15 protein-coding genes and 1 pseudogene are annotated in these 17,057 nt (G+C 70.1%); 6 read left to right on the plus strand and 10 right to left on the minus strand.

Going from position 1 to position 17,057, the window contains the following annotated elements; translation table 11 throughout:
- Nucleotides 1-14: 14 nt before the first annotated feature.
- Both ABH935_RS05590 and ABH935_RS05595 read left to right on the plus strand, forming a co-directional pair.
- The gene (locus ABH935_RS05590; protein ID WP_370376675.1) at nucleotides 15-1,226 is read left to right on the plus strand and encodes a sensor histidine kinase; all 1,212 of its coding nucleotides are present in this window, start codon (nucleotides 15-17) and stop codon (nucleotides 1,224-1,226) included.
- Nucleotides 1,223-1,924 (plus strand): annotated as a pseudogene (locus ABH935_RS05595) (response regulator). The gene ABH935_RS05590 and the pseudogene ABH935_RS05595 overlap by 4 nt, the downstream one beginning before the upstream one ends.
- A gap of 894 nt (nucleotides 1,925-2,818) precedes the next feature.
- Here the strand turns inward: ABH935_RS05595 and ABH935_RS05600 are convergent.
- Together ABH935_RS05600 and ABH935_RS05605 are read right to left on the minus strand one after the other, a co-directional pair.
- Nucleotides 2,819-4,369, minus strand: a complete 1,551-nt coding sequence (locus ABH935_RS05600) for a glycoside hydrolase family 28 protein (protein ID WP_370376676.1) — start codon at nucleotides 4,367-4,369, stop codon at nucleotides 2,819-2,821.
- 189 nt (nucleotides 4,370-4,558) lie between these two features.
- Nucleotides 4,559-4,852, minus strand: coding sequence for a hypothetical protein (locus ABH935_RS05605; protein ID WP_370376677.1), 294 nt, complete (start codon nucleotides 4,850-4,852; stop codon nucleotides 4,559-4,561).
- 233 nt (nucleotides 4,853-5,085) lie between these two features.
- Between ABH935_RS05605 and ABH935_RS05610 the strand changes: the two genes are divergently transcribed.
- A complete protein-coding gene (locus ABH935_RS05610; RefSeq protein ID WP_370376678.1) occupies nucleotides 5,086-5,607 on the plus strand; it encodes a SigE family RNA polymerase sigma factor in 522 nt (173 codons plus the stop codon).
- A 14-nt stretch (nucleotides 5,608-5,621) separates the two neighbouring features.
- Nucleotides 5,622-6,854 (plus strand): endolytic transglycosylase MltG, encoded by a 1,233-nt coding sequence (gene mltG, locus ABH935_RS05615; protein ID WP_370376679.1) that lies wholly within the window; start codon nucleotides 5,622-5,624, stop codon nucleotides 6,852-6,854.
- A 162-nt stretch (nucleotides 6,855-7,016) separates the two neighbouring features.
- On the opposite strand, the gene ABH935_RS05620 is transcribed toward mltG, so the two are convergent.
- Entirely contained in the window at nucleotides 7,017-7,385 is a 369-nt protein-coding gene (locus ABH935_RS05620; protein WP_370376680.1) for a BlaI/MecI/CopY family transcriptional regulator, read from the minus strand.
- A 61-nt stretch (nucleotides 7,386-7,446) separates the two neighbouring features.
- Here ABH935_RS05620 and ABH935_RS05625 point away from each other — a divergent pair, with 61 nt between their 5' ends.
- Nucleotides 7,447-8,844 (plus strand): recombinase family protein, encoded by a 1,398-nt coding sequence (locus ABH935_RS05625; protein WP_370376681.1) that lies wholly within the window; start codon nucleotides 7,447-7,449, stop codon nucleotides 8,842-8,844.
- Here the strand turns inward: ABH935_RS05625 and ABH935_RS05630 are convergent.
- The 3 genes from ABH935_RS05630 to ABH935_RS05640 form a co-directional block, all read right to left on the minus strand.
- A complete protein-coding gene (locus ABH935_RS05630) occupies nucleotides 8,828-10,447 on the minus strand; it encodes a multicopper oxidase family protein (protein WP_370376682.1) in 1,620 nt (539 codons plus the stop codon). The genes ABH935_RS05625 and ABH935_RS05630 overlap by 17 nt on opposite strands.
- Nucleotides 10,448-10,739: 292 nt before the next feature.
- Entirely contained in the window at nucleotides 10,740-11,111 is a 372-nt protein-coding gene (gene crcB, locus ABH935_RS05635; protein WP_370376683.1) for a fluoride efflux transporter CrcB, read from the minus strand.
- Nucleotides 11,111-11,701 carry a CrcB family protein gene (locus ABH935_RS05640; protein ID WP_370376684.1) on the minus strand — a complete coding sequence of 197 codons (591 nt, stop codon included), beginning with the start codon at nucleotides 11,699-11,701 and terminating at the stop codon, nucleotides 11,111-11,113. Before ABH935_RS05640 ends, crcB begins: the two co-directional genes overlap by 1 nt.
- A 219-nt stretch (nucleotides 11,702-11,920) precedes the next feature.
- On the opposite strand from ABH935_RS05640, the gene ABH935_RS05645 reads away from it, so the two are divergent.
- Nucleotides 11,921-12,451 carry a MarR family winged helix-turn-helix transcriptional regulator gene (locus tag ABH935_RS05645; RefSeq protein ID WP_370376685.1) on the plus strand — a complete coding sequence of 177 codons (531 nt, stop codon included), beginning with the start codon at nucleotides 11,921-11,923 and terminating at the stop codon, nucleotides 12,449-12,451.
- Here the strand turns inward: ABH935_RS05645 and ABH935_RS05650 are convergent.
- The 4 genes from ABH935_RS05650 to ABH935_RS05665 form a co-directional block, all read right to left on the minus strand.
- Nucleotides 12,429-12,842, minus strand: a complete 414-nt coding sequence (locus tag ABH935_RS05650) for a hypothetical protein (RefSeq protein WP_370376686.1) — start codon at nucleotides 12,840-12,842, stop codon at nucleotides 12,429-12,431. The two genes, ABH935_RS05645 and ABH935_RS05650, sit on opposite strands and share 23 nt — an antisense overlap.
- A gap of 25 nt (nucleotides 12,843-12,867) precedes the next feature.
- A complete protein-coding gene (locus tag ABH935_RS05655; RefSeq protein ID WP_370376687.1) occupies nucleotides 12,868-13,986 on the minus strand; it encodes an MBL fold metallo-hydrolase in 1,119 nt (372 codons plus the stop codon).
- An 89-nt stretch (nucleotides 13,987-14,075) separates the two neighbouring features.
- Entirely contained in the window at nucleotides 14,076-14,300 is a 225-nt protein-coding gene (locus tag ABH935_RS05660) for a hypothetical protein (RefSeq protein WP_370376688.1), read from the minus strand.
- A gap of 77 nt (nucleotides 14,301-14,377) precedes the next feature.
- The gene (locus ABH935_RS05665; RefSeq protein ID WP_370376689.1) at nucleotides 14,378-17,050 is read right to left on the minus strand and encodes a LuxR C-terminal-related transcriptional regulator; all 2,673 of its coding nucleotides are present in this window, start codon (nucleotides 17,048-17,050) and stop codon (nucleotides 14,378-14,380) included.
- Nucleotides 17,051-17,057 lie beyond the last annotated feature (7 nt).

Raw genomic sequence — 17,057 nt, forward strand, 5'->3', positions numbered from 1 at the left:
CTACGCTGACCGGTATGGATCTTCCCGCTGCTCCGCCGCTTTTCGCCTGGGTGCGCCCGGCGTGGTGGCGGGCTGCGGACACTGCGGCGGCAGTGCTCTTCGGCGCGGCGTCCGCACTGCTGCTGGCCAAGCACGCGGACGGCGTGTTGCCCATTCTCGGTGCGCTCATCGGCGCCGTGGCGTTGGCCTGGCCGATCGCCGCACGCTCCCGGCGCCCGGCGGCAGCGTTCCTGCTCTCGCTCGCGACGCTCGGCGCCGTCGGCGCCTGGCAGCCGCGCTCGGCTCCTGCCGCGCTGGTCCCGCTCGGCATCACGCTGTACGCGGTGGCCTCACGTGCCAAGCCGCCCGCCGCGGTCGCCGCACTCTGCGCCGCGATCGCCGCCGCCACAGCAACGGCACTGCCTGACTTCAAGCACTCCGGCGGCGCGGTCCTGTTCGGCTCGATCTACCTCGTCGTGTGGACGATCGGTTTCGCCATGGCGATGCACCGCCGCTACACCACCCTCACCCTCCGCACCGAACTTGACCGCCAACGCATGGACATCGCTCGGGAACTGCACGACGTCGTCGCCCACCACATGAGCGTGATCACCGTCCAGGCGGGCTACGGCGGCCTGCTCCTCGACGACGACGGGGATGACGGGGATGACGGCGCCGCCACCCCCGACGTGGCGCGCGCCAGAGACGCACTGGCCGTCATCGAAACGACCGGGCGCCAAGCCCTGGAAGAGATGCGCCGCCTGGTCGAGGTACTACAGGCCGAGCAGGGCTCCGTACCGGAAGCGGGCCTCGCCCCCGCGCCGGGGCTCGCCGACCTGCCGCGTCTGATCGACCACGTCGCGAACGCCGGCGTCCGCGTGACGCTGACGACGACCGGCACCGAGTGCGAGCGCGACGTGCCGCCCGGCGAGGACCTGGCTGCCTACCGCATCGTGCAGGAGGCCCTGACCAACGTGATCAAGCACGCCGGCACCGACACGGCCACGCTGAACCTCTCCTTCAGCGACGAACGCGTCGAGATCCAAGTGAGTAACGGTCCTGCGAAGCCCAAGCGCGGCGGCCTCCAAGACGTACCGCGATCCCCAGGCCGCGGCACAGCCGGAATGCGCGAGCGCGCGCAGCTCTACGGCGGCGAACTCCACGCCGGTCCCACCCCCGACGGCGGCTACCGCGTCCAGGCACGCCTACCGCTACCGTCCCCCACGGAAGCGCCGGCGGCACCGTGACCCTGCGCGTCCTGGTCGCCGACGACCAACACCTGCTGCGTGCCGGCATCAGTGGAATCCTCAGAGCCGCCCCGGATATGTAGGTCGTCGGCGAGGCGCGCGACGGCGAGGAGGCCGTCGAGCTCGCGCAGACCCACCATCCCGACGTGACCCTCATGGACATCCGCATGCCCGTCCTCGACGGCATCGAGGCCACCCGCCGCATCATCGCCGCCGCACCCGATGCCAGAGTCCTGATCCTGACCACGTTCGACCTCGACGCGTACGTCTACGACGCACTACGCGCCGGCGCCAGCGGCTTCCTCCTCAAGGACACCCCACCCCGCAAGCTGATCGAAGCCGTGCGCACCGTCGCCACCGGCGAAACACTCCTCGCCTCCGCGATCACCAAGCGCCTCATCGCCCGCTTCACCGCCCGCCCCATCACCCCCGCGCCGACCCCGGAGGATCTCAAGGTCCTGACGGACCGCGAACGCGAAGTCCTGGCCCTCGTCGCCGAAGGCCTGACCAACCACGAGATCGCCCGCCGCCTCTACATCGGCCAGGGCACCGCCAAGACGCACATCCGCAACTTGCTCGCGAAGCTGGACGCGCGCGACCGCGTCCAGTTGGTGATCCTCGCCTACCAGACCGGGCTGGTCGAGGTCGAGGTCGAGGTCGACGGGATCGATGGCGGCGGTCAACGCGGCGGCGCTTAGTGACCGAGCTTCGCGCGGGAGGGCGCGCCGGCAGCTGTTCTGGCACCTGTTCCGGCAGCTGTTCTGGCAGCGACGGGCCGAGCAAGGCTGCTTGTTCCACGGTGCTTCCCGCTGCGGATATTTTGGGCGCTGATGGCCTATGTGTGGGTGTTGGTGGGTGGGTGGGTGGGTGGGTGGGTGGGTGGGTGGGTGGGTGCGGCGCGGTTTGTTTGTGGGTTGACAGTCAAGGGCGTTTTTTGACGGCTTCGCGTGGGTTTAAGAAGGATCCGCTGGGTGACGCAGTTCGGTGGTGTCCGGCTGGTTGCGTTGGCGGCCGGCGGTTTTCGTGTGCACGACCGCGCGCGGGTCCGAGTCACTGCGCACGCGTCAGGTCGGCGGCTAGCGGCCGCGTTTGGTGGGTGCCTAAGGTCAAAGACAGGGCCTCCGGCGGCGCCTGCGCGGCGAGCGGCACTCGCTCCGGGGAGGGGGGGTCGCGTAGTCGGCTGGCGGTCGTTGCTTGTGGTCGCCTGTGTCCCGGGTTCCCCGTCGCGTCGTCGCCTGACGGAAGCAGACCGGTCCGGTGGTATCAAGTCGGATCACACGCTGCTGTGGTGCGGTTTCGTGCGACTTGACACCACCGGCCCGGTCAGCTTGGCTGCGCCCGCCGACGCGACGGGGAACCCGGGACAACCCCGCCTGTGGGAAGGGTTCCCGCACCTCCGGCTCGACACCTCACCGCCGCCTGTGGTCACCGGGAGGACCCCGTCCGCACCACAGGCCGGGGTTGTCCCGGATCCCTCGTCGTGTCGGCGGGCTCTGCCAACCCGCCAGGCCGGCCGGATGCGGCGGACCGTCCCGGCGTACTGCGAAGGGGCCCGGGAGGCCCAACCCGCACGCCGAGACGGTGACGTTACCTCAGCAGGTCGACGTCGATCCCGTGCTACTGACCTTCACCGCGCCGCCGGCGGTCGTCTGACTGTTCGTGACGCAGTATCCGGACACGTTCTGGAATCCGAAGTCATAAGGACTCTTAGTCCCACGCTGCACCGTGAATCCGTTGAAGCTCACCGTTCCGGCCGCGTTCGCGATGACCGCGGGGCGGGCGTCGTTCGCGGCGAGGTGGACGGAGCTGTTGGTGAACTGGATGCCGTCCACGTTGTGCAGGTACCAGCCGTAGGCCGGCCGGGTCCCGATGCTGTTCGGGTTGTAGTCGCCGTTGTCGCTCGGGACGCCGGTGCCCACCGCGCCGCTGCCGCCGGGCAGTGTCAGGTTCACGCCGTCGAACGTGACGCCGGTGACCCGGTGCGCGGCGTCCAGGCCCCACAGGGTCGGGCTGTACTGGGGCGAGGCGACGCCGGAGCCGGTGACGTTCGTGAACGTGACGTTCGAGATGTGCCCCGGGCTCGGTGTGCCGCCGCAGCGCAGTCGTTTCCCGATCTTCTCCATGATCGGGGAGCTGACTCCGGACAGTGTGACGTTCGAGTAGTGCACGTCGGAGATGTCTGCGCCGTCCATGCTCACCATTCCCAGGCCGGACTTGCCGGCGCCGGTGATCGTGATGTGGTTGAACGTGTAGTCCGTGAACGAGCCGCAGGTCTCCGAGCCGAACATCAGGGCGTTGCAACACTGGGACGAAAGGGTCGCGCCGTCCACCGAGACGTGGCCGTTGGGCAGGGTCTGGCCCAGGGCCCAGTCGCTCTTGAAGACCAGCGCGTCGTCGTTGGACGCGATCTTGATGTTCGTGATGGTGACGTTCGTGGTGGAGATGACGTTCCAGCCGTCGCGGTTGCCAGTGGTGGCGATGGTGAGGTGGTCGGACACCACGTTGGTGCAGCCGTTGGTCAGCGCTCCGAAATGGCCGCCGCGGCGCAGCGTGATGCCGCTGAGCGTGAGTCCGGTGCAGCGGGTCAGGGAGATGATCTTGTCCGCCTGGCCGCTCGCCGGGATGCCCGGGACCAGGTGGCCGCCGCCGTCGATGGTGCCGGAGCCGGTGAAGCCGATGTTTGTCAGCCGGTCGCCCCAGATCATGGCGTCGTGGAAGTGGCTGTGCCCGTAGTCCTGGTACTTGTCGTTCGGGTTGGGCTCGGGCGCGTCGTAGGTCTTGGCGGCCGACCCGAGGATGGTCGAGCCCGCGTCGAGCTGGATCGTGACGTTGCTCAGCAGGTGGATCGAGTTCGCCGACAGGTACGTGCCCGAAGGGACCTCGACGACGCCGCCGGTGCTCGCGGCGTTCGCGGCCACGATGGCCTTGTTGATCGCGGACGTGTCGTTGTGCGTGCCGTCGCCCACCGCGCCGTAGGACTTCACGTTGAAGACCGGAAGCGCGGCGCGCGCCGCCGCATGCGAGGCGGCAGGCGCGGTGGAAGCGGTGGACGAGGCGAACGCGGCCGCCGCGGGAGCCGCGACAACCAGCGCCACCAGGGGGATCAGGGACTGTCGCAGGACTCGGACGATGGATCTTCGCATATCAGGACCCTTCCGGAGCATCGACGGAACCGCCATACGATATACGATGTATTATCGAATCCGAGTTTTCTTGTCAAGGTTCCTAACTTGTTTGTCGCAGGGGGCTGGGCTCTCAGAGGGACATAGATCAGGGACCTGACGGAATCGTCACCCGTACCGCCAGCCCACCCTCCGCGACGGCCGTCGCCGTCACGACCCCACGGTGCGACCCGCGGCTGAGCCCGCTGAGACGGCTCGAAAAGCCGCTCCACCGCATCCGCCGCCGGTGGCCGTGGCGGTGAATTCGGGCAGGCAGCTGATGGCGGTGGTTTCGTAGGACGTCAGGGTGCTGCCTTTCACGTCGAGGACGAGGCCGTAGCCGTCCATCTGCCAGACGCCGTCGAGGGAGGGCCTGCCGGCCTTGGCGTCGGCGCCGGCCGCGGTTCCGGTCGCGACCAGGGCTGCGGCGGTGACGGCGGCGATGCGCGCGCTGGTTCGGTTCATGCTGTCAGCCTGCTGCGACGGGGCGGGGCCGGGCATCGGCCATCGGTTCTCGGTCTGGCTCATTCCTCGGGATGAAGGACAGCGACGAAGGTAGGCTTGCGGCCCCGCCCGCCACTCCCGGCCAAAAAACCCCGCGGTGCCTCTCAACTTCCGCGCCGTCCGGAGGCTCTACCCATTGTGCGCGCCGAGACCACCGGCGTGCGGGCGAGGGAAGGAGAGCGGGGTGCCGCCGAATGGCGCTCACCGAGCATGAGGAGCAGGCGTTCTGGCAGTTCGTGGCCAGCCGCAGGCAGCAGCTGGTGCGGACCGCGTATCTGCTCGCCGGGGATCACGGGCATGCCGAGGACTTCGTTCAGGACGCGTTGATCCGGGTCCATCGCAACTGGCGGCGGATCGAGCGGGTCGATCAGCCGGAGGCCTATGTCCGCAAGATCATCGTCAACCTGGCGAACTCCTGGTGGCGGCGTGCTCTGCGGCATCGGACGCACGTCGAGTGGCAGCCGCCGGACCGGCCCGACGAGTACGACGGCCACGCCGCGGTGGACCGGGAGGACGAGCTGTGGCGCGCGCTGGCCACGCTGCCGCCGGGCATGCGCGCCGTGATCGTCCTGCGCTACTACGAGGAACTCACCGAGGCCGAGACCGCCGCGCTGCTGGGCCGGTCGATCGGCACCGTCAAGAGCCAGGCCTCCCGCGGGCTGGTCCGGATGCGCGAAGCGCTGTCCGAGGCCCGGGACGAGGTCGCGACCCGATGAGAGAGGAGTCATCCATGACGGACCAGGAGCCCGGGGGGCTCGGCGGGTTCGGGGAAGAGGTCTCCCGCATGCTCCACGCGCGAGCCCTGCGGTACCCGGAGCACACCGACCCGGTGGGCCTCACCAGGAAGCACCTGAAGGCGGCCGCGCATCGCCGGCGGGCCATGGTCGGCGCCACGACCACGCTGGCGGTGACCGGCGGGGCGGTGTTCGGCATCGTCGCCGCGTACCCGTCCGGCGCCGGCACCACCACCGCCGCCAGCGTGGGTCCGGCGCCCGACTACGCCGCGGTGGCCGCGTGCCCCGAGAACACGAAGGTGCCGGTGGACGTCCCGCGCGGCGCGACCAGCACGCAGATCGCCAAGGCGCTGGTCCAGGCCGGCGTGGTCAAGAGCACGCAGGCTTACCTCAACGCGGCGGACCGGAACCAGGCCTCCAGCGGCATCACCCCCGGGACCTACGCGATCTGCCCTGGGATCTCGGGCGCCAGCGCGGTCTCGGAACTGTTGAAGAGGTCGAACGTGTCGAACGCCTCGCAGATCACCGTGACGCCGCAGGAGCGGGGAAAAGACGTGATCGCGAGCCTGATCGACAAGCGCAAGTGGAAGCAGGCCGACTTCGACACCGCGATCGCCACCAACACGATCGGCCTGCCGGCATGGTCGGTGGACTCGACGAACCACGAGTTCACGATCGAGGGGATGCTGGAACCGGGAACTTACTGGCTCACCGCGTCCGACTCGCCGCGCAGCATCCTGACGCAGATGGTGGCGAACCGGAAGGCGTTCCTGAAGAGCATCGACTTCGAGGACAAGGCCGCAGCGTTGACCTGCGGCACCGCCAAGTGCACGCCGGAGCAGGCGCTGATGGTCGCCTCGATCGCCGAGAGCGAGGTCGCCGACCCGACCGACGGCGCCCGGATCGCCGAGGGCGTCTACGCACACCTGAAGGCCAACGACTACCTGGGCATCGACTCCACCGCCCTGTACGCCATCGGGCACCTTCCGGCCGGCGAGCGCCTGACCGCGGCCCAGGCCCAGGACCCCAACAACCCGTACTCGACCTACCCGCCGCACCGCGGCCTGCCCCCGACGCCGATCGACGCCACGTCGGACGACATGATCAAGGCCGCGCTGGCGCCGACGCGCGAGGGCAACTACTACTGGTGCGTCACCGCCACCGGCACGAACTTCTACACCAAGTACCAGCACAGAGCCCTCGATAAGGCGTGCAGGATCGACAACTGACCGGACCCGCAAGCGCGGCGGCGTGCCAGGGACTGTCTGGCACGCCGCCGCAGTCTGCCACGGAAGTTAGCCGTGCGAACTAAGCCGGTCAACGGACGCTGATGTAAACACACGGAGAAGAATGATCGTCAGTTACTCAGGGATCTGTTACGACCGGGCGAGTCACTCAGGGAGCTGACGGCCCTCCAACGCCGTGCGCAGCGCCGCCGCCTCCTCCTGAGAGAGCTGCTCCAGGAAGTGGACGAACGACACCGTCTGGTTGTCGCTGGTCGCCAGCGCGTCGCACATCAGGCGCGCGGTGTAGGACTCGCGGGAGGCCGCGGCCTCGTAGGCGTACGCCCGGCCCCGGCGCTGCCGGCTGAGCCAGCCCTTGCGGCGCAGTTTCTCCATGACGGTCAGGACCGTCGTGTACGCCAGATCCCGGTCCGTGTTCAGGTCGGCGAGGACGTCGCGGACCAGGACCGGACGGTTGTGCCGCCACACGCGATCCATCACTTGGGCTTCCAGTTCCCCGAACTGCCGCAGAGCCACGAGCAGAGCCTAATCGAATCCGCCCTTCAACATCTACTAATTGGAGTAGTAGCGTTACTTCATGGCTGTGCTGGGCGAAGCAGGTGTTGTAGGAGCGCTCTACTGTTGCGTTCCCAGACGTGGCGACGAGGATCAGACGCCGGTCGACGTGCAGGAACGGCAGGGGCGCACCTATGCCGCGGCGATCGGGGTCACGGTGCCGGCGCACCTGGTGTTCGCCGATCAGCGCCGATCTGTGTGGAATTCGGGCAGTGCGCGGCCCGCGTGGTCCGGGCTTCTTACGGCCGTGCGTAGTGGACGCGTGCCGGCGGTCGTGGTGATCAAACCGGCGATGCTGGTCCGCCATCGCGCGGCCGACGCGGTCGAGTTGTTGATCGCGGCGCAGGAGCACGGGGTGGACCTGTACTCGATGGGCGACTCGCTGGACCTCGCGGATCCGCGCGGCCGGGAGGACGCCCTGTCCCAGGCGCGGTATCACGCCGGCAAGGCCGCCTCGTTGTCGAAGACCGTGCAGAAGCTGCGTCGTCAGACCGCTGACGACGGCCTGCCGCACGGCGGCGGCCGCCGGGCCTACGGCTACGGCCCCGGCATGCGGCCGCTGATCCCCGAGGAAGCCGAAACGGTCCGGGAGATGTACTCGCGCTACCTGGCCGGAGACAGCCTGCGCGCCATCGCCGGGGATCTGAACGCACGCGGCATCCCGACCGTGACCGGCGCCAAGTGGACCACCGGCGGGGTCAGCCGCATCCTGGTCGCCCCGCGCTATGCCGGGCTCCGTGTCTTCCAGGGCGGTGTGGAGTCCATCGACGGCCTGCGGCAGGCCGTGTGGGAGCCCTGTATCGGCGTCGAGGACTGGCAGCGGGCTCAGGCCGAGCGGGCCGCTCGCGCCGCCGTGGCCGATCGCCGGCCGCGTGCGGACTACCTGCTGACCGGTCTGGTGGTGTGCGAGCGGTGCCGCGACCACATGGTGGGCTCGATCGTCGGCGACTACCGGATGTACGCGTGCCCTTCGAAGAACAAGCCGCAGCCCGACCGGTGCAACCGGCACATCGGCGCCAAGTCGCTGGAGGACTACGTCCAGCAGGCCGCCGTCGAGGTGCTGCAGAACAGCAGCAGCACCCCGGCGCCGTCGGATCTGCCGGTCACGGTGCGCCGCGGCCCGGTCGGCGCCCCCGGCCGCACGAACCAGTTCCGGGTCGGCCACGGCCGGGTGGAGACGCAGAGTGCGAACGTCCTGGACGGCGTCGTCACCGGCCCCGAGGCCCCCGGCGCCTGGTCCCGGCTGCCCGAGCAGCGGCGCCGCGCCGTACTGCGGTTCTTGTTCGCCTCCGTCGAGATAGGGGACAAGACCACCAGCCGCAGCGTCTTCGACACCAGCCGGATCAACATCCTGCCGGGCCTTTCGCTCGACGAATGCGCCGTGGGCGGCGGCCCGGACGGCCTCACGAGACCACGGTGATGTAGCTCATCATCCCGTTGTCCTCGTGCGCGGCGATGTGGCAGTGGAACATCCAGCGGCCCGGGAAGTCGTTGAACGGCACGCGGATGACCACCTTGCCGGGCACGCCGTTCACCGCGTGCGGCACCGGGACTGTGTCCTGCATGTGTGTGTACGGCTGCGCGACACCGTTGATCGACAGCACCTCGAACGGTGTGACGTGCAGGTGGAAGGGGTGGTCCTCGCCGGCTTCGTTGAGGATGGTCCACTCCTCGACGGTGCCGAGCTTGGCCGGGGTGGCGAAGACCGACTGGCTCATGTCGAACTGCTTGCCGTTGATGTAGAACGACAGGCCGTCGGCGCTCTCCGACAGGTCGACGGTGCGCTGCTGGGCGATCGGGGCCGAGGCCAGGTCGGCCGGCGCGGTGCGGACGGCGCCGTTGAAATCCGGGAGCCGCTGGACGCCTGCGCCCCGGACGGCGACCTTGACCAGCTCGGTGTCAGGGTACTGATCGCCCTGCGGGCCGTTGCTGTAGGCGGTGGTGCGCAGCCAGGTCTGGCCGGCCTTGCCGTTCGCCGTCACCAGGACGTCGTACCGCTTGCCCGGCGGCAGCAGCAGGGTGTCGGCGCTGCGGGTCTGCGCGACCGGGACGCCGTCCTCGCCGACCACGGTGAAGTGGTAGCCGTCCAGCTGGAGCTGGTAGAAGATGTCGGCCCCGGCGTTGGCCAGGCGCCACAGCTCGGTCTGGTTCGGGCGCAGCGTCAGCGTCGGCCGCAGCTGGCCGTTGACCAGGCGGACGGTCGGGGCGTTGGAGTCGATCGAGGTGGTGGCGGTGTTCTGCACTATGTGGCCGCCGGCGTCGATCTGCGCGTCCTTGAAGACGAAGGTGTGCGCCTCGACGCCGTGGTAGGCCGCGGGCAGCAGGGTGCGGTCGTCGCCGACGACCATCGCCCCGGACAGGCCGGCGAAGATCTGGTCCTCGACGTCACCGGGCATGAAGGGCGCCGGTGTCGGGGTTCCGGTCGTGGTCGGCGTGCTGGTCGTGCTGCCCGCCGCTGCCATGCCGGGCATGTTCGCCATGCCGGCCATCGAGGTGTCGACGTCGTCCATCGCGGCGGGGCTGCCGGGGGCGGGGCACGTCGTCCCCATCGCGTGGCTGTGGTACCAGTACGTGCCCTGAGGATGGTCGGCGGGGATCGCCAGATGGTACGTGAGCGTGGTGCCCGGGGCCGCGCACAGGAACGCGTCGTCGGAGTGGTCCTCGGGGGAGACGTGCATCCCGTGGAAGTGCAGGTTGGTGGCCACCGCCAGGTTGTTCACCAGGTGGACGGTCAGCTGCGCGCCGGGGTTGAACCGCAGTGTCGGGGCGACGAAGCGGCCGTCGTAGGACTCGCCCCACACCTTCTTGCCGGCCAGGCTGAAGTCGGTGTCGGAGGCGTTCAGCGTGATGGTCAGGTCGTGGTTCGCGCCGGCGTCGATGTCGGCGTTCGCCGGGTCCTTGAACGGCGCGCCGACCGTCATCCCCTTCTCCTGCTGGGCGGTCGACGGCGGGCCGGAGGCGGCCCCCGGGGCGGCCAGCGCGACCGCGCCGCCGGTGGCGGTGAGCAGCGCGACGACGGTCATGAGAACAGAGGAGCGGCTTGCCAACAGAGTGCGCAGCACGGAGGTCACCCATCAACTGGTATATCGACAGGGGCAAGGCAGAACGTCTTGCTGGCACAGCAGATCGCCGTGCTACTAGGCTACACAGTAGCTAGGGTAGCCAGTGGTGTGAAGGGGGATTCCCCTAGCAAAGACCCCGGGAATTGAGCCAGCGTTACAGACCGTTGAGATTCGGCCCAGTTCTACGGCCAGCCATAGTAGAGCGTTGAATCCGAAGCCGAGCGCGGGTCGCGGCGGCGAGGCCGGTGAATGACTAGACGATCAGCGCGAGGCCGAGTCCGAGCGCCGCCGCGGCCGTCCCGGCGAGCAGGCTGACGGCGACGTTCGTGCCGGCCTCGGCGATCGAGCCGTCTTCGACCAGGCGCATGGTCTCGTAGGAGAACGTCGAGAACGTCGTGTAGGCGCCGCAGAATCCCGTGCCCAGCATCGCGAGCATGCCCTTCGGCATGCCGTGGTGCACGGCCAGGCCGGTCAGCAGGCCGAGCAGGAACGCGCCGGTGAGGTTGATGGTCATGGTGCCGAGCGGGAGCCGGGAGGTGCGGCGGCCGGCGATGGTCCGATCCAGGAGGTAGCGGGCCGGGGCGCCGATCGCGGAGGCTGCCGAGACGGCGAGCAGGGTGAGCATCAGGACTGCTCCGTCGACAGGGCCAGCAGCGACGCGGACGCGGGCTCCGGCTGCGCGAGGTGTCGGCGGCGCTTGCCTTGCCACGCGCCGATGCCACGGCCCAGGCTCAGACCCAGGCTGGTCGCGGCGATCCCGGCGGCCAGGCTCAGGAACACGTTCGCCGCCGCGGTGCCGTAGGCCCCGGCCGCCAGCAGGCGGTCGGTGTCGACCATCCACGTGGAGAACGTGGTGTAGGCGCCGAGGAAGCCGACGCAGAAGAAGGGGCGCACGTAGGCGTTCGGCGGCCAGATGTCGAGGATGAACACCATCAGCAGCGCCAGCACGAACGATCCGGTGACGTTGATCGCGAAGGTGGTCGCGGGGAAGGTGTGCGGCGCGGTCGGGTAGGCCAGCCCGAGGCCGTAGCGCGCGGGGCCGCCGAGAGCGCCGCCGGCGGCGATGGCGGCCAGGACGCGGCGCGCGGTGCGAGGTCGGGGCGCTCGGGGTTGGGCGTTCGATTCGGCCGGGTCGGATTTGGCCGGGTCGGATTCGACCAGGTCCGGATCGGTGGGGAGGCCGTCGGCCGGTGTGAGGTCGGCGTCGCGGGTCACGTCACAAGCTCCTACTCGTCCCAGGACGACGGCAGCACGCGTCATCGCGTTGGAGTAGGGACCGTTGGCCAGGCGCTGGCGGTTGTACGGCGGGCCCCACCGCCGGTGATACCGCGCCATCGTAGCGGGACTGTCCGGCATCCGCTAAGCACCGGCCGGGTTACCGATATGCTTGCTCGCGCAAGCAGTGTAGGGCGCAACCCACGGAGGCCGGGTCTGATGGCAGCGAGCAACAAACGGCAGCACACCAACCCGCGTCAGCACGCCAACCCGGCGCAGCCGCCCGCCGCCGACCTCGGGGCCATGGTCTCCGGACTGCTGGAGGAGACCGCACTGTGGCAGTCCTTCCTCGGAACGCATCGCCGCCTGGTCGAGCGCCTCGCCGAGCAGATGCAGACGGACCACGGCCTGCCGCTGGAGTGGTTCGACGTGCTCATCCACCTCGCCGACGAGCCCGGCGCACGCCTGCGGCAGCGTGAGCTGCGCGACCGGATGCTGCTCAGCGAGAGCGGCGTGAGCCGGATGCTGGCGCGGATGGCGGCCGCGGGTCTGCTGGAGCGCCGGCCCGCCGACGACGATCGGAGGGGCGTCGAGATCGCACTCACCGACGCCGGCGCGCAGGCGCTCGCGGCGGCCCTGGAGTCGCACCGTGCGCTGGTCACGACGTCGTTCACCGACCGGCTCACCGCCACCGACCGCCTTGCGCTGGAACACATTCTCGCCAAGCTCACCGACCCCGCCGAGGGCTGATGACGAGGCCGGCGGTGGTGAACGCCAGTCCGCCCGCCCAGGCGAGCGGGCCCTGGAGCCCCGGCCACAGCGGCATGTAGTGCGGCACGAGCACGAACAGGATGAAGCTGACGTCGGTGACGAACGCGATGCCGAGCACCAGCCAGAACGCCGGCTGCCACTCGCGCACGACGGCCAGCACCGAGAACACCGCGATCAGGCCGGCGGCGAAGTAGAGCGTCCACGCGTCCTGATACAGCCGGGCTTGGACCATCGAGTGGTGTTGGGCGCGGCCGAGGCGCACGACGGCGTTGCCGGCCTGGACGTGGAGAGCGGCCCAGAGAAGGTAGAAGGCGTACCCGATGACGGTGAGAATTCGGGCAGGCGTTTGCGTGGACATCCGAGCAGGCATGAGTTGCGGCCTCCCTGGTGATGAGTCAGCGGATGCCGAACGGGCCCAGGACATCGCCGTCGATGCGCAGCGATTCGAGCATCGTGTAGGCGTTGTCGATCGTGTAGACGTCGGCTGCGCCGAGCACCCCGGTGTACTTCGCGACCACCGGCGCGGCGGCTGCCTCGGCCACCGCGGACAGGTAGGTCTTGAAGATCGCCCAGGCGTTGCCGGTCGGGCCGTACTTGGCGAAGAACTCGGTGGGATCGAGTGATGCGATCGCCGCCGGGGTGCTGCTTTTCAGGTCACTGACATACGCCAGCTGCGTCTCGGCGTCCGAGCGGCTCCCGAGCCGTCCCAGGTGCCCGCCGACGAGCGTCTGCCAGGGATAGTCCAGCGCCGTCTGGTGCGCGGCGACCCAGCCGGGGACGTCCTGCGAGAAGCCGAGGTTGCCGAAGGGGACCCAGCCCGGGAACAGGACGTCGACGACCATCAGCGTGTCGTGCGCGGGAACGTGGATGAAGATGTTGCCCGGAGCGTGGTTCGGGCCGTGGTACTCCAGTAGCAGGTGCTCCCCGCCGGCCTCGACCTCGTGGCGGCGGGTGAACGTCACCGTCGGGACGGGCCGCCGCGGATCGGCGTCGCGGGCCAGCGCGCGAGCGGTGTCGACGTGCGCGATGCGGACTGTGTCGGAGTCGCCGAGCAACGCGGCGGCGCCTATGTGGTCGGCGTGTGAATGCGAGTAGACGATGTGCGTGACCTTGGCGGGCCGACCGTTGGCGCGGGTGACGTCGTCGACCGCCCGCAGCAGGTTGTGACCGATCGTCGGCGGTGCGTCCACGACGACCACGCCGCGCGCCGTCGACAGGAACATCGCCTGGTAGTAGCCATCCGTGACCCAGTACAGGTCCCCAGATATCCGGCCGACGTAGTAGCGGTCGGCATTCAGCGCAGGACCGAACGCCTCAGCGGGCACCGGTGCGAAGTCCGGCAAGCCGGAGGGGGCGGCGTCCGCGTGCCCGACGTCTGCCTGCCCGACGTCGGCGTGCGCCGTGCCGGGGGCGACGGCGCCGAGCAGCCCGGCCGCGGTCGGGACGGTCAGGGCGGCGGCGGTGTTCATCAGGAACCTGCGACGGTCGGTCGATCGCGTCGGCAACGAGTTCATGGCGGTTTGATCGCTTTCAGCGAGGGCTGTCATTGGCTGGCCGCCTCACTGTAGCTCTAGGTGCTTGCGCAAGCAAGTATCGGCCGCGACTACCGCTCCGCCGCCCCCGGCCGGGTGACCTCGATCAAATCCAGCCCGAGCCGCTCCATCTGCGCCAGTACCCCGTACAGCGCCGAAAGGTCGAGCAGCCCGGTGAGCACCGTCTGCGCGCCCGGGTCCTGGCACTCGGCGACCAGCGTGGGGAACGCGGACAGGACGGTCTCGCCGAGGTGGCCGCCGACGCGGATCGAGTACAGGGCCGGTTCTGCGTTCATGCCTGCACGGTCCCTCGGGGTCCGGTGATTTGGCATCACCTGGACCCGGTGAACCGCGCCTAAGGCGTCTGCTGCCTCTACCGCGTCGGCCCGGTCCCCAACAGGTGCAGCTCCCGGGCGCGCTGCACGGCCGAGGAGCGGTCGGTGGCCTGAAGCTTGGCGTAGATCCGGCGTACGTGCGTCGAGACGGTGTTCACCGACACCGACAGCTCGCTGGCGATCTCCGGCCGCGACAGGTTCGTCGGCAGGTACCGCAGCACCCGCAGCTCGGTCGCGCTCAGCTCCGGGACGGGTCCCGGCCCGAGGCCCGCCGTCGCCGCCGTGGCCGGAACCGCGCCGTGGATCACGTCCAGCACCTCGGTGAGCCACGGGCCGTACGCCGAACGCTGCCGCGGCACGGACTCCAGCAGTGCGCCGGCGTCGGCCATCACGAACGGCAGGATCAAACGCTCCGGCTCCGACGCCGCCAGCGCCCGCTCGACAGACTCCCACGCCCGATCCTGCGCACCGACCTCATCGTGCGCGAGCCCCGCCAGCACATGCGCCTCGACCACCGTCGAGACATGCGTGGTGCGGATCGTCCCGTCGACGACCGCCGACGTCGCCGCCAGCGCGGCGGCCGGATCGCCGGAGACGAGCGCGATCACGGCCCGCGCGTTCGACACCTCGGCGGAGCCGGCCAGCGCGTAGTCGACCGCGGCCAGCAGCGCCTGGGCCTCAGCGACCGCGCCGAGACGGGCCCGGGTCGCGGCCAGCCAGCCGACGACGAAACCGCCCAGCACGTGCGGATGCGACATCCCCGCCTGCATCTCGTACCCGGCCGCGAACTCCGCCTCGGCCTCGGACATCCGGCCACGCGCCAGATGCAGCAGGCCCCAGCTGAACCTGTGCAGCACCCCGATGTCGGGCCCGGCGTCGGTGCGCAGCGCCTCGTCGGCCTGCGTCAGCGTCGCCTCGCAGCGGTCGAACTCGCCGTTGAACACCTGCGTGCACGCCTGCGCGACCAGCGCCGGCGCCAGGATCGGCGCGGTGTCCCAGCCGTGCTGCGCGGCCAGCGCCAGTGCCTGCTCGCTGATCCGGCGCGCGTCGCTGAAGCTGTGCAGCTTGGTGGCGAACCCGAGCTGCGACAGCGCGGCCACCTCCAGGTACGGACGCCCGATGAACCGCGCCAGTTCCACAGCCTCGGCCAGGTGCTTGGCCCCGTCGGGGAGCCCGAGGGACCAGGCCTCGACCATGCCCAGGTTCATCAACGCCACCACCCGCAGATCCGCGCCGAGCGCGATGTCCTCCGCAGAGGTGGAGAACGAGCCGAAACCGGAACCGGTGGGCGGCGCGGTGAGCAGTGCGGCGTGCCGCATCACCTCGGCAACGTCGCCGCGCCGCCGCGCCAGCTCCAGACTCAGGGCACTGACCGTCGCATCGGCGCGCGCCGGCCGCTCCGGCGGTGAGTCGGTGATGCACGTCGTGGTGACCGCCAGGTGTGCGGCGGCCTCGTCGAGCCGGCCGCGCCACAGGTCGAGCATCGCGCGCACGGCGCTCAGCTCCGGCAGGTCGGCGGTCGAGGGAGAGGGGAAGGCGTCCAGCAGCGACTGCATGGTCTCCTGCTGGCCGTCGAGCATCAGGCCGAACGAGTGGTTGCCGAACAGCTTCGCCGCCGCGGCCCAGTCGCCGGCCGCCTGCGTGTGCCGCACGGCCTCGACCACCATCCCCGCCTCCGTGAACCAGGCGGCCGCACGCCGGTGCAGCCCGCGCACCTCGTCGGGATGGACGCGGCGCAGCTCCAGCTGCAGCAGGTCGGCGAACAGGTGGTGGTACCGGAACCAGGTGCGCTCGGCGTCCAGCGAGACGACGAACGCGTTCGCGTCCTCCAGCCCCAGCAGGATCCGCTCCGACCCCGGCCGACCGGTGAGCACGTCGGCCAGGTCGCCGCTGACCCGGGTCAGGATCGAGGTGCGCAGCAGCATGTCCTGGACGTCCCGCGGCTGCCGGTCCAGCATCTCGGCGACCAGGTACTCGGCCACGGTGCGGTCGCTGCCGCCGAACTCGGTGACGAACCGCTCCGGATCCGGGTGCCCGTGCAGCGACAGCACGGCCAGTCGCAGCCCGGCGGCCCAGCCCTCGGTGCGCTCGTGCAGCCGGGCCGTCGCGCCGTCGGACAGGACGATGCCTGAAGCCTTGAGCAGCGCACGGGTCTCGTCCTCGGTGAAGCGCAGGTCGGCGGCGCGCAGCTCGGCCAGCCGGCCGTCCAGCCGCAGCCGGTGCAGCCGCAGCGGCAGGTCCCGCCGGGCGGCCAGGATCACGTGGGCGTTGTCCGGCAGCTGCGTGAGCATCCGGGTCAGCTGGGTCTGCGCCTCGGGAGACGTCAGCTCATGGACGTCGTCGATCAGCAGACTGACACGGTCCGGGCACGCGGCCAGCTCGTCCAGGATGCGGTCGACGATCGCCTCGCTGCTGAAGTCCGGCGCGGCTACCGCCGGCAATTCCTCTGTGTGGTCGCGGTCCTGCGCCAGGCCCCGGACGGCGTCCAACACCGCGAGCCAGAACAGCTGGCCGTCGGGCTCGTGCTGGACCTGGACGATCGCCGGCCGGTGGCTCTGCTCCTGGCGGTCGGACCAGGAGCGCAGCAGGGAGGACTTTCCGCTGCCGGCCGGAGCGGTAATGATCGTTACTGCGCAGCTCGCAGCCTGCTCCAGCGCTGCCAGCAGCCGCTGCCGGGCGATCAGGTGCGGATGCCCCTGCCCGGCCGGCATGTCACGG

It is taken from the genome of Catenulispora sp. GAS73, assembly GCF_041262085.1.
In the GTDB taxonomy this organism is placed as follows: Bacteria; Actinomycetota; Actinomycetes; order Streptomycetales; family Catenulisporaceae; genus Catenulispora.

Bases quoted from the DNA above. Each gene is read 5' to 3' on its own strand.
- ABH935_RS05600 (WP_370376676.1), bottom strand. From the start codon at position 4,369: ATGCGAAGATCCATCGTCCGAGTCCTGCGACAGTCCCTGATCCCCCTG.
- ABH935_RS05665 (WP_370376689.1), bottom strand. From the start codon at position 17,050: ATGCCGGCCGGGCAGGGGCATCCGCACCTGATCGCCCGGCAGCGGCTG.
- ABH935_RS05610 (WP_370376678.1), top strand. From the start codon at position 5,086: ATGGCGCTCACCGAGCATGAGGAGCAGGCGTTCTGGCAGTTCGTGGCC.
- ABH935_RS05630 (WP_370376682.1), bottom strand. From the start codon at position 10,447: ATGACCGTCGTCGCGCTGCTCACCGCCACCGGCGGCGCGGTCGCGCTG.
- ABH935_RS05645 (WP_370376685.1), top strand. From the start codon at position 11,921: ATGGCAGCGAGCAACAAACGGCAGCACACCAACCCGCGTCAGCACGCC.
- ABH935_RS05625 (WP_370376681.1), top strand. From the start codon at position 7,447: ATGGCTGTGCTGGGCGAAGCAGGTGTTGTAGGAGCGCTCTACTGTTGC.
- ABH935_RS05650 (WP_370376686.1), bottom strand. From the start codon at position 12,842: ATGCCTGCTCGGATGTCCACGCAAACGCCTGCCCGAATTCTCACCGTC.
- ABH935_RS05655 (WP_370376687.1), bottom strand. From the start codon at position 13,986: ATGAACTCGTTGCCGACGCGATCGACCGACCGTCGCAGGTTCCTGATG.
- ABH935_RS05590 (WP_370376675.1), top strand. From the start codon at position 15: ATGGATCTTCCCGCTGCTCCGCCGCTTTTCGCCTGGGTGCGCCCGGCG.
- mltG (WP_370376679.1), top strand. From the start codon at position 5,622: ATGACGGACCAGGAGCCCGGGGGGCTCGGCGGGTTCGGGGAAGAGGTC.
- ABH935_RS05660 (WP_370376688.1), bottom strand. From the start codon at position 14,300: ATGAACGCAGAACCGGCCCTGTACTCGATCCGCGTCGGCGGCCACCTC.
- crcB (WP_370376683.1), bottom strand. From the start codon at position 11,111: ATGCTCACCCTGCTCGCCGTCTCGGCAGCCTCCGCGATCGGCGCCCCG.
- ABH935_RS05605 (WP_370376677.1), bottom strand. From the start codon at position 4,852: ATGAACCGAACCAGCGCGCGCATCGCCGCCGTCACCGCCGCAGCCCTG.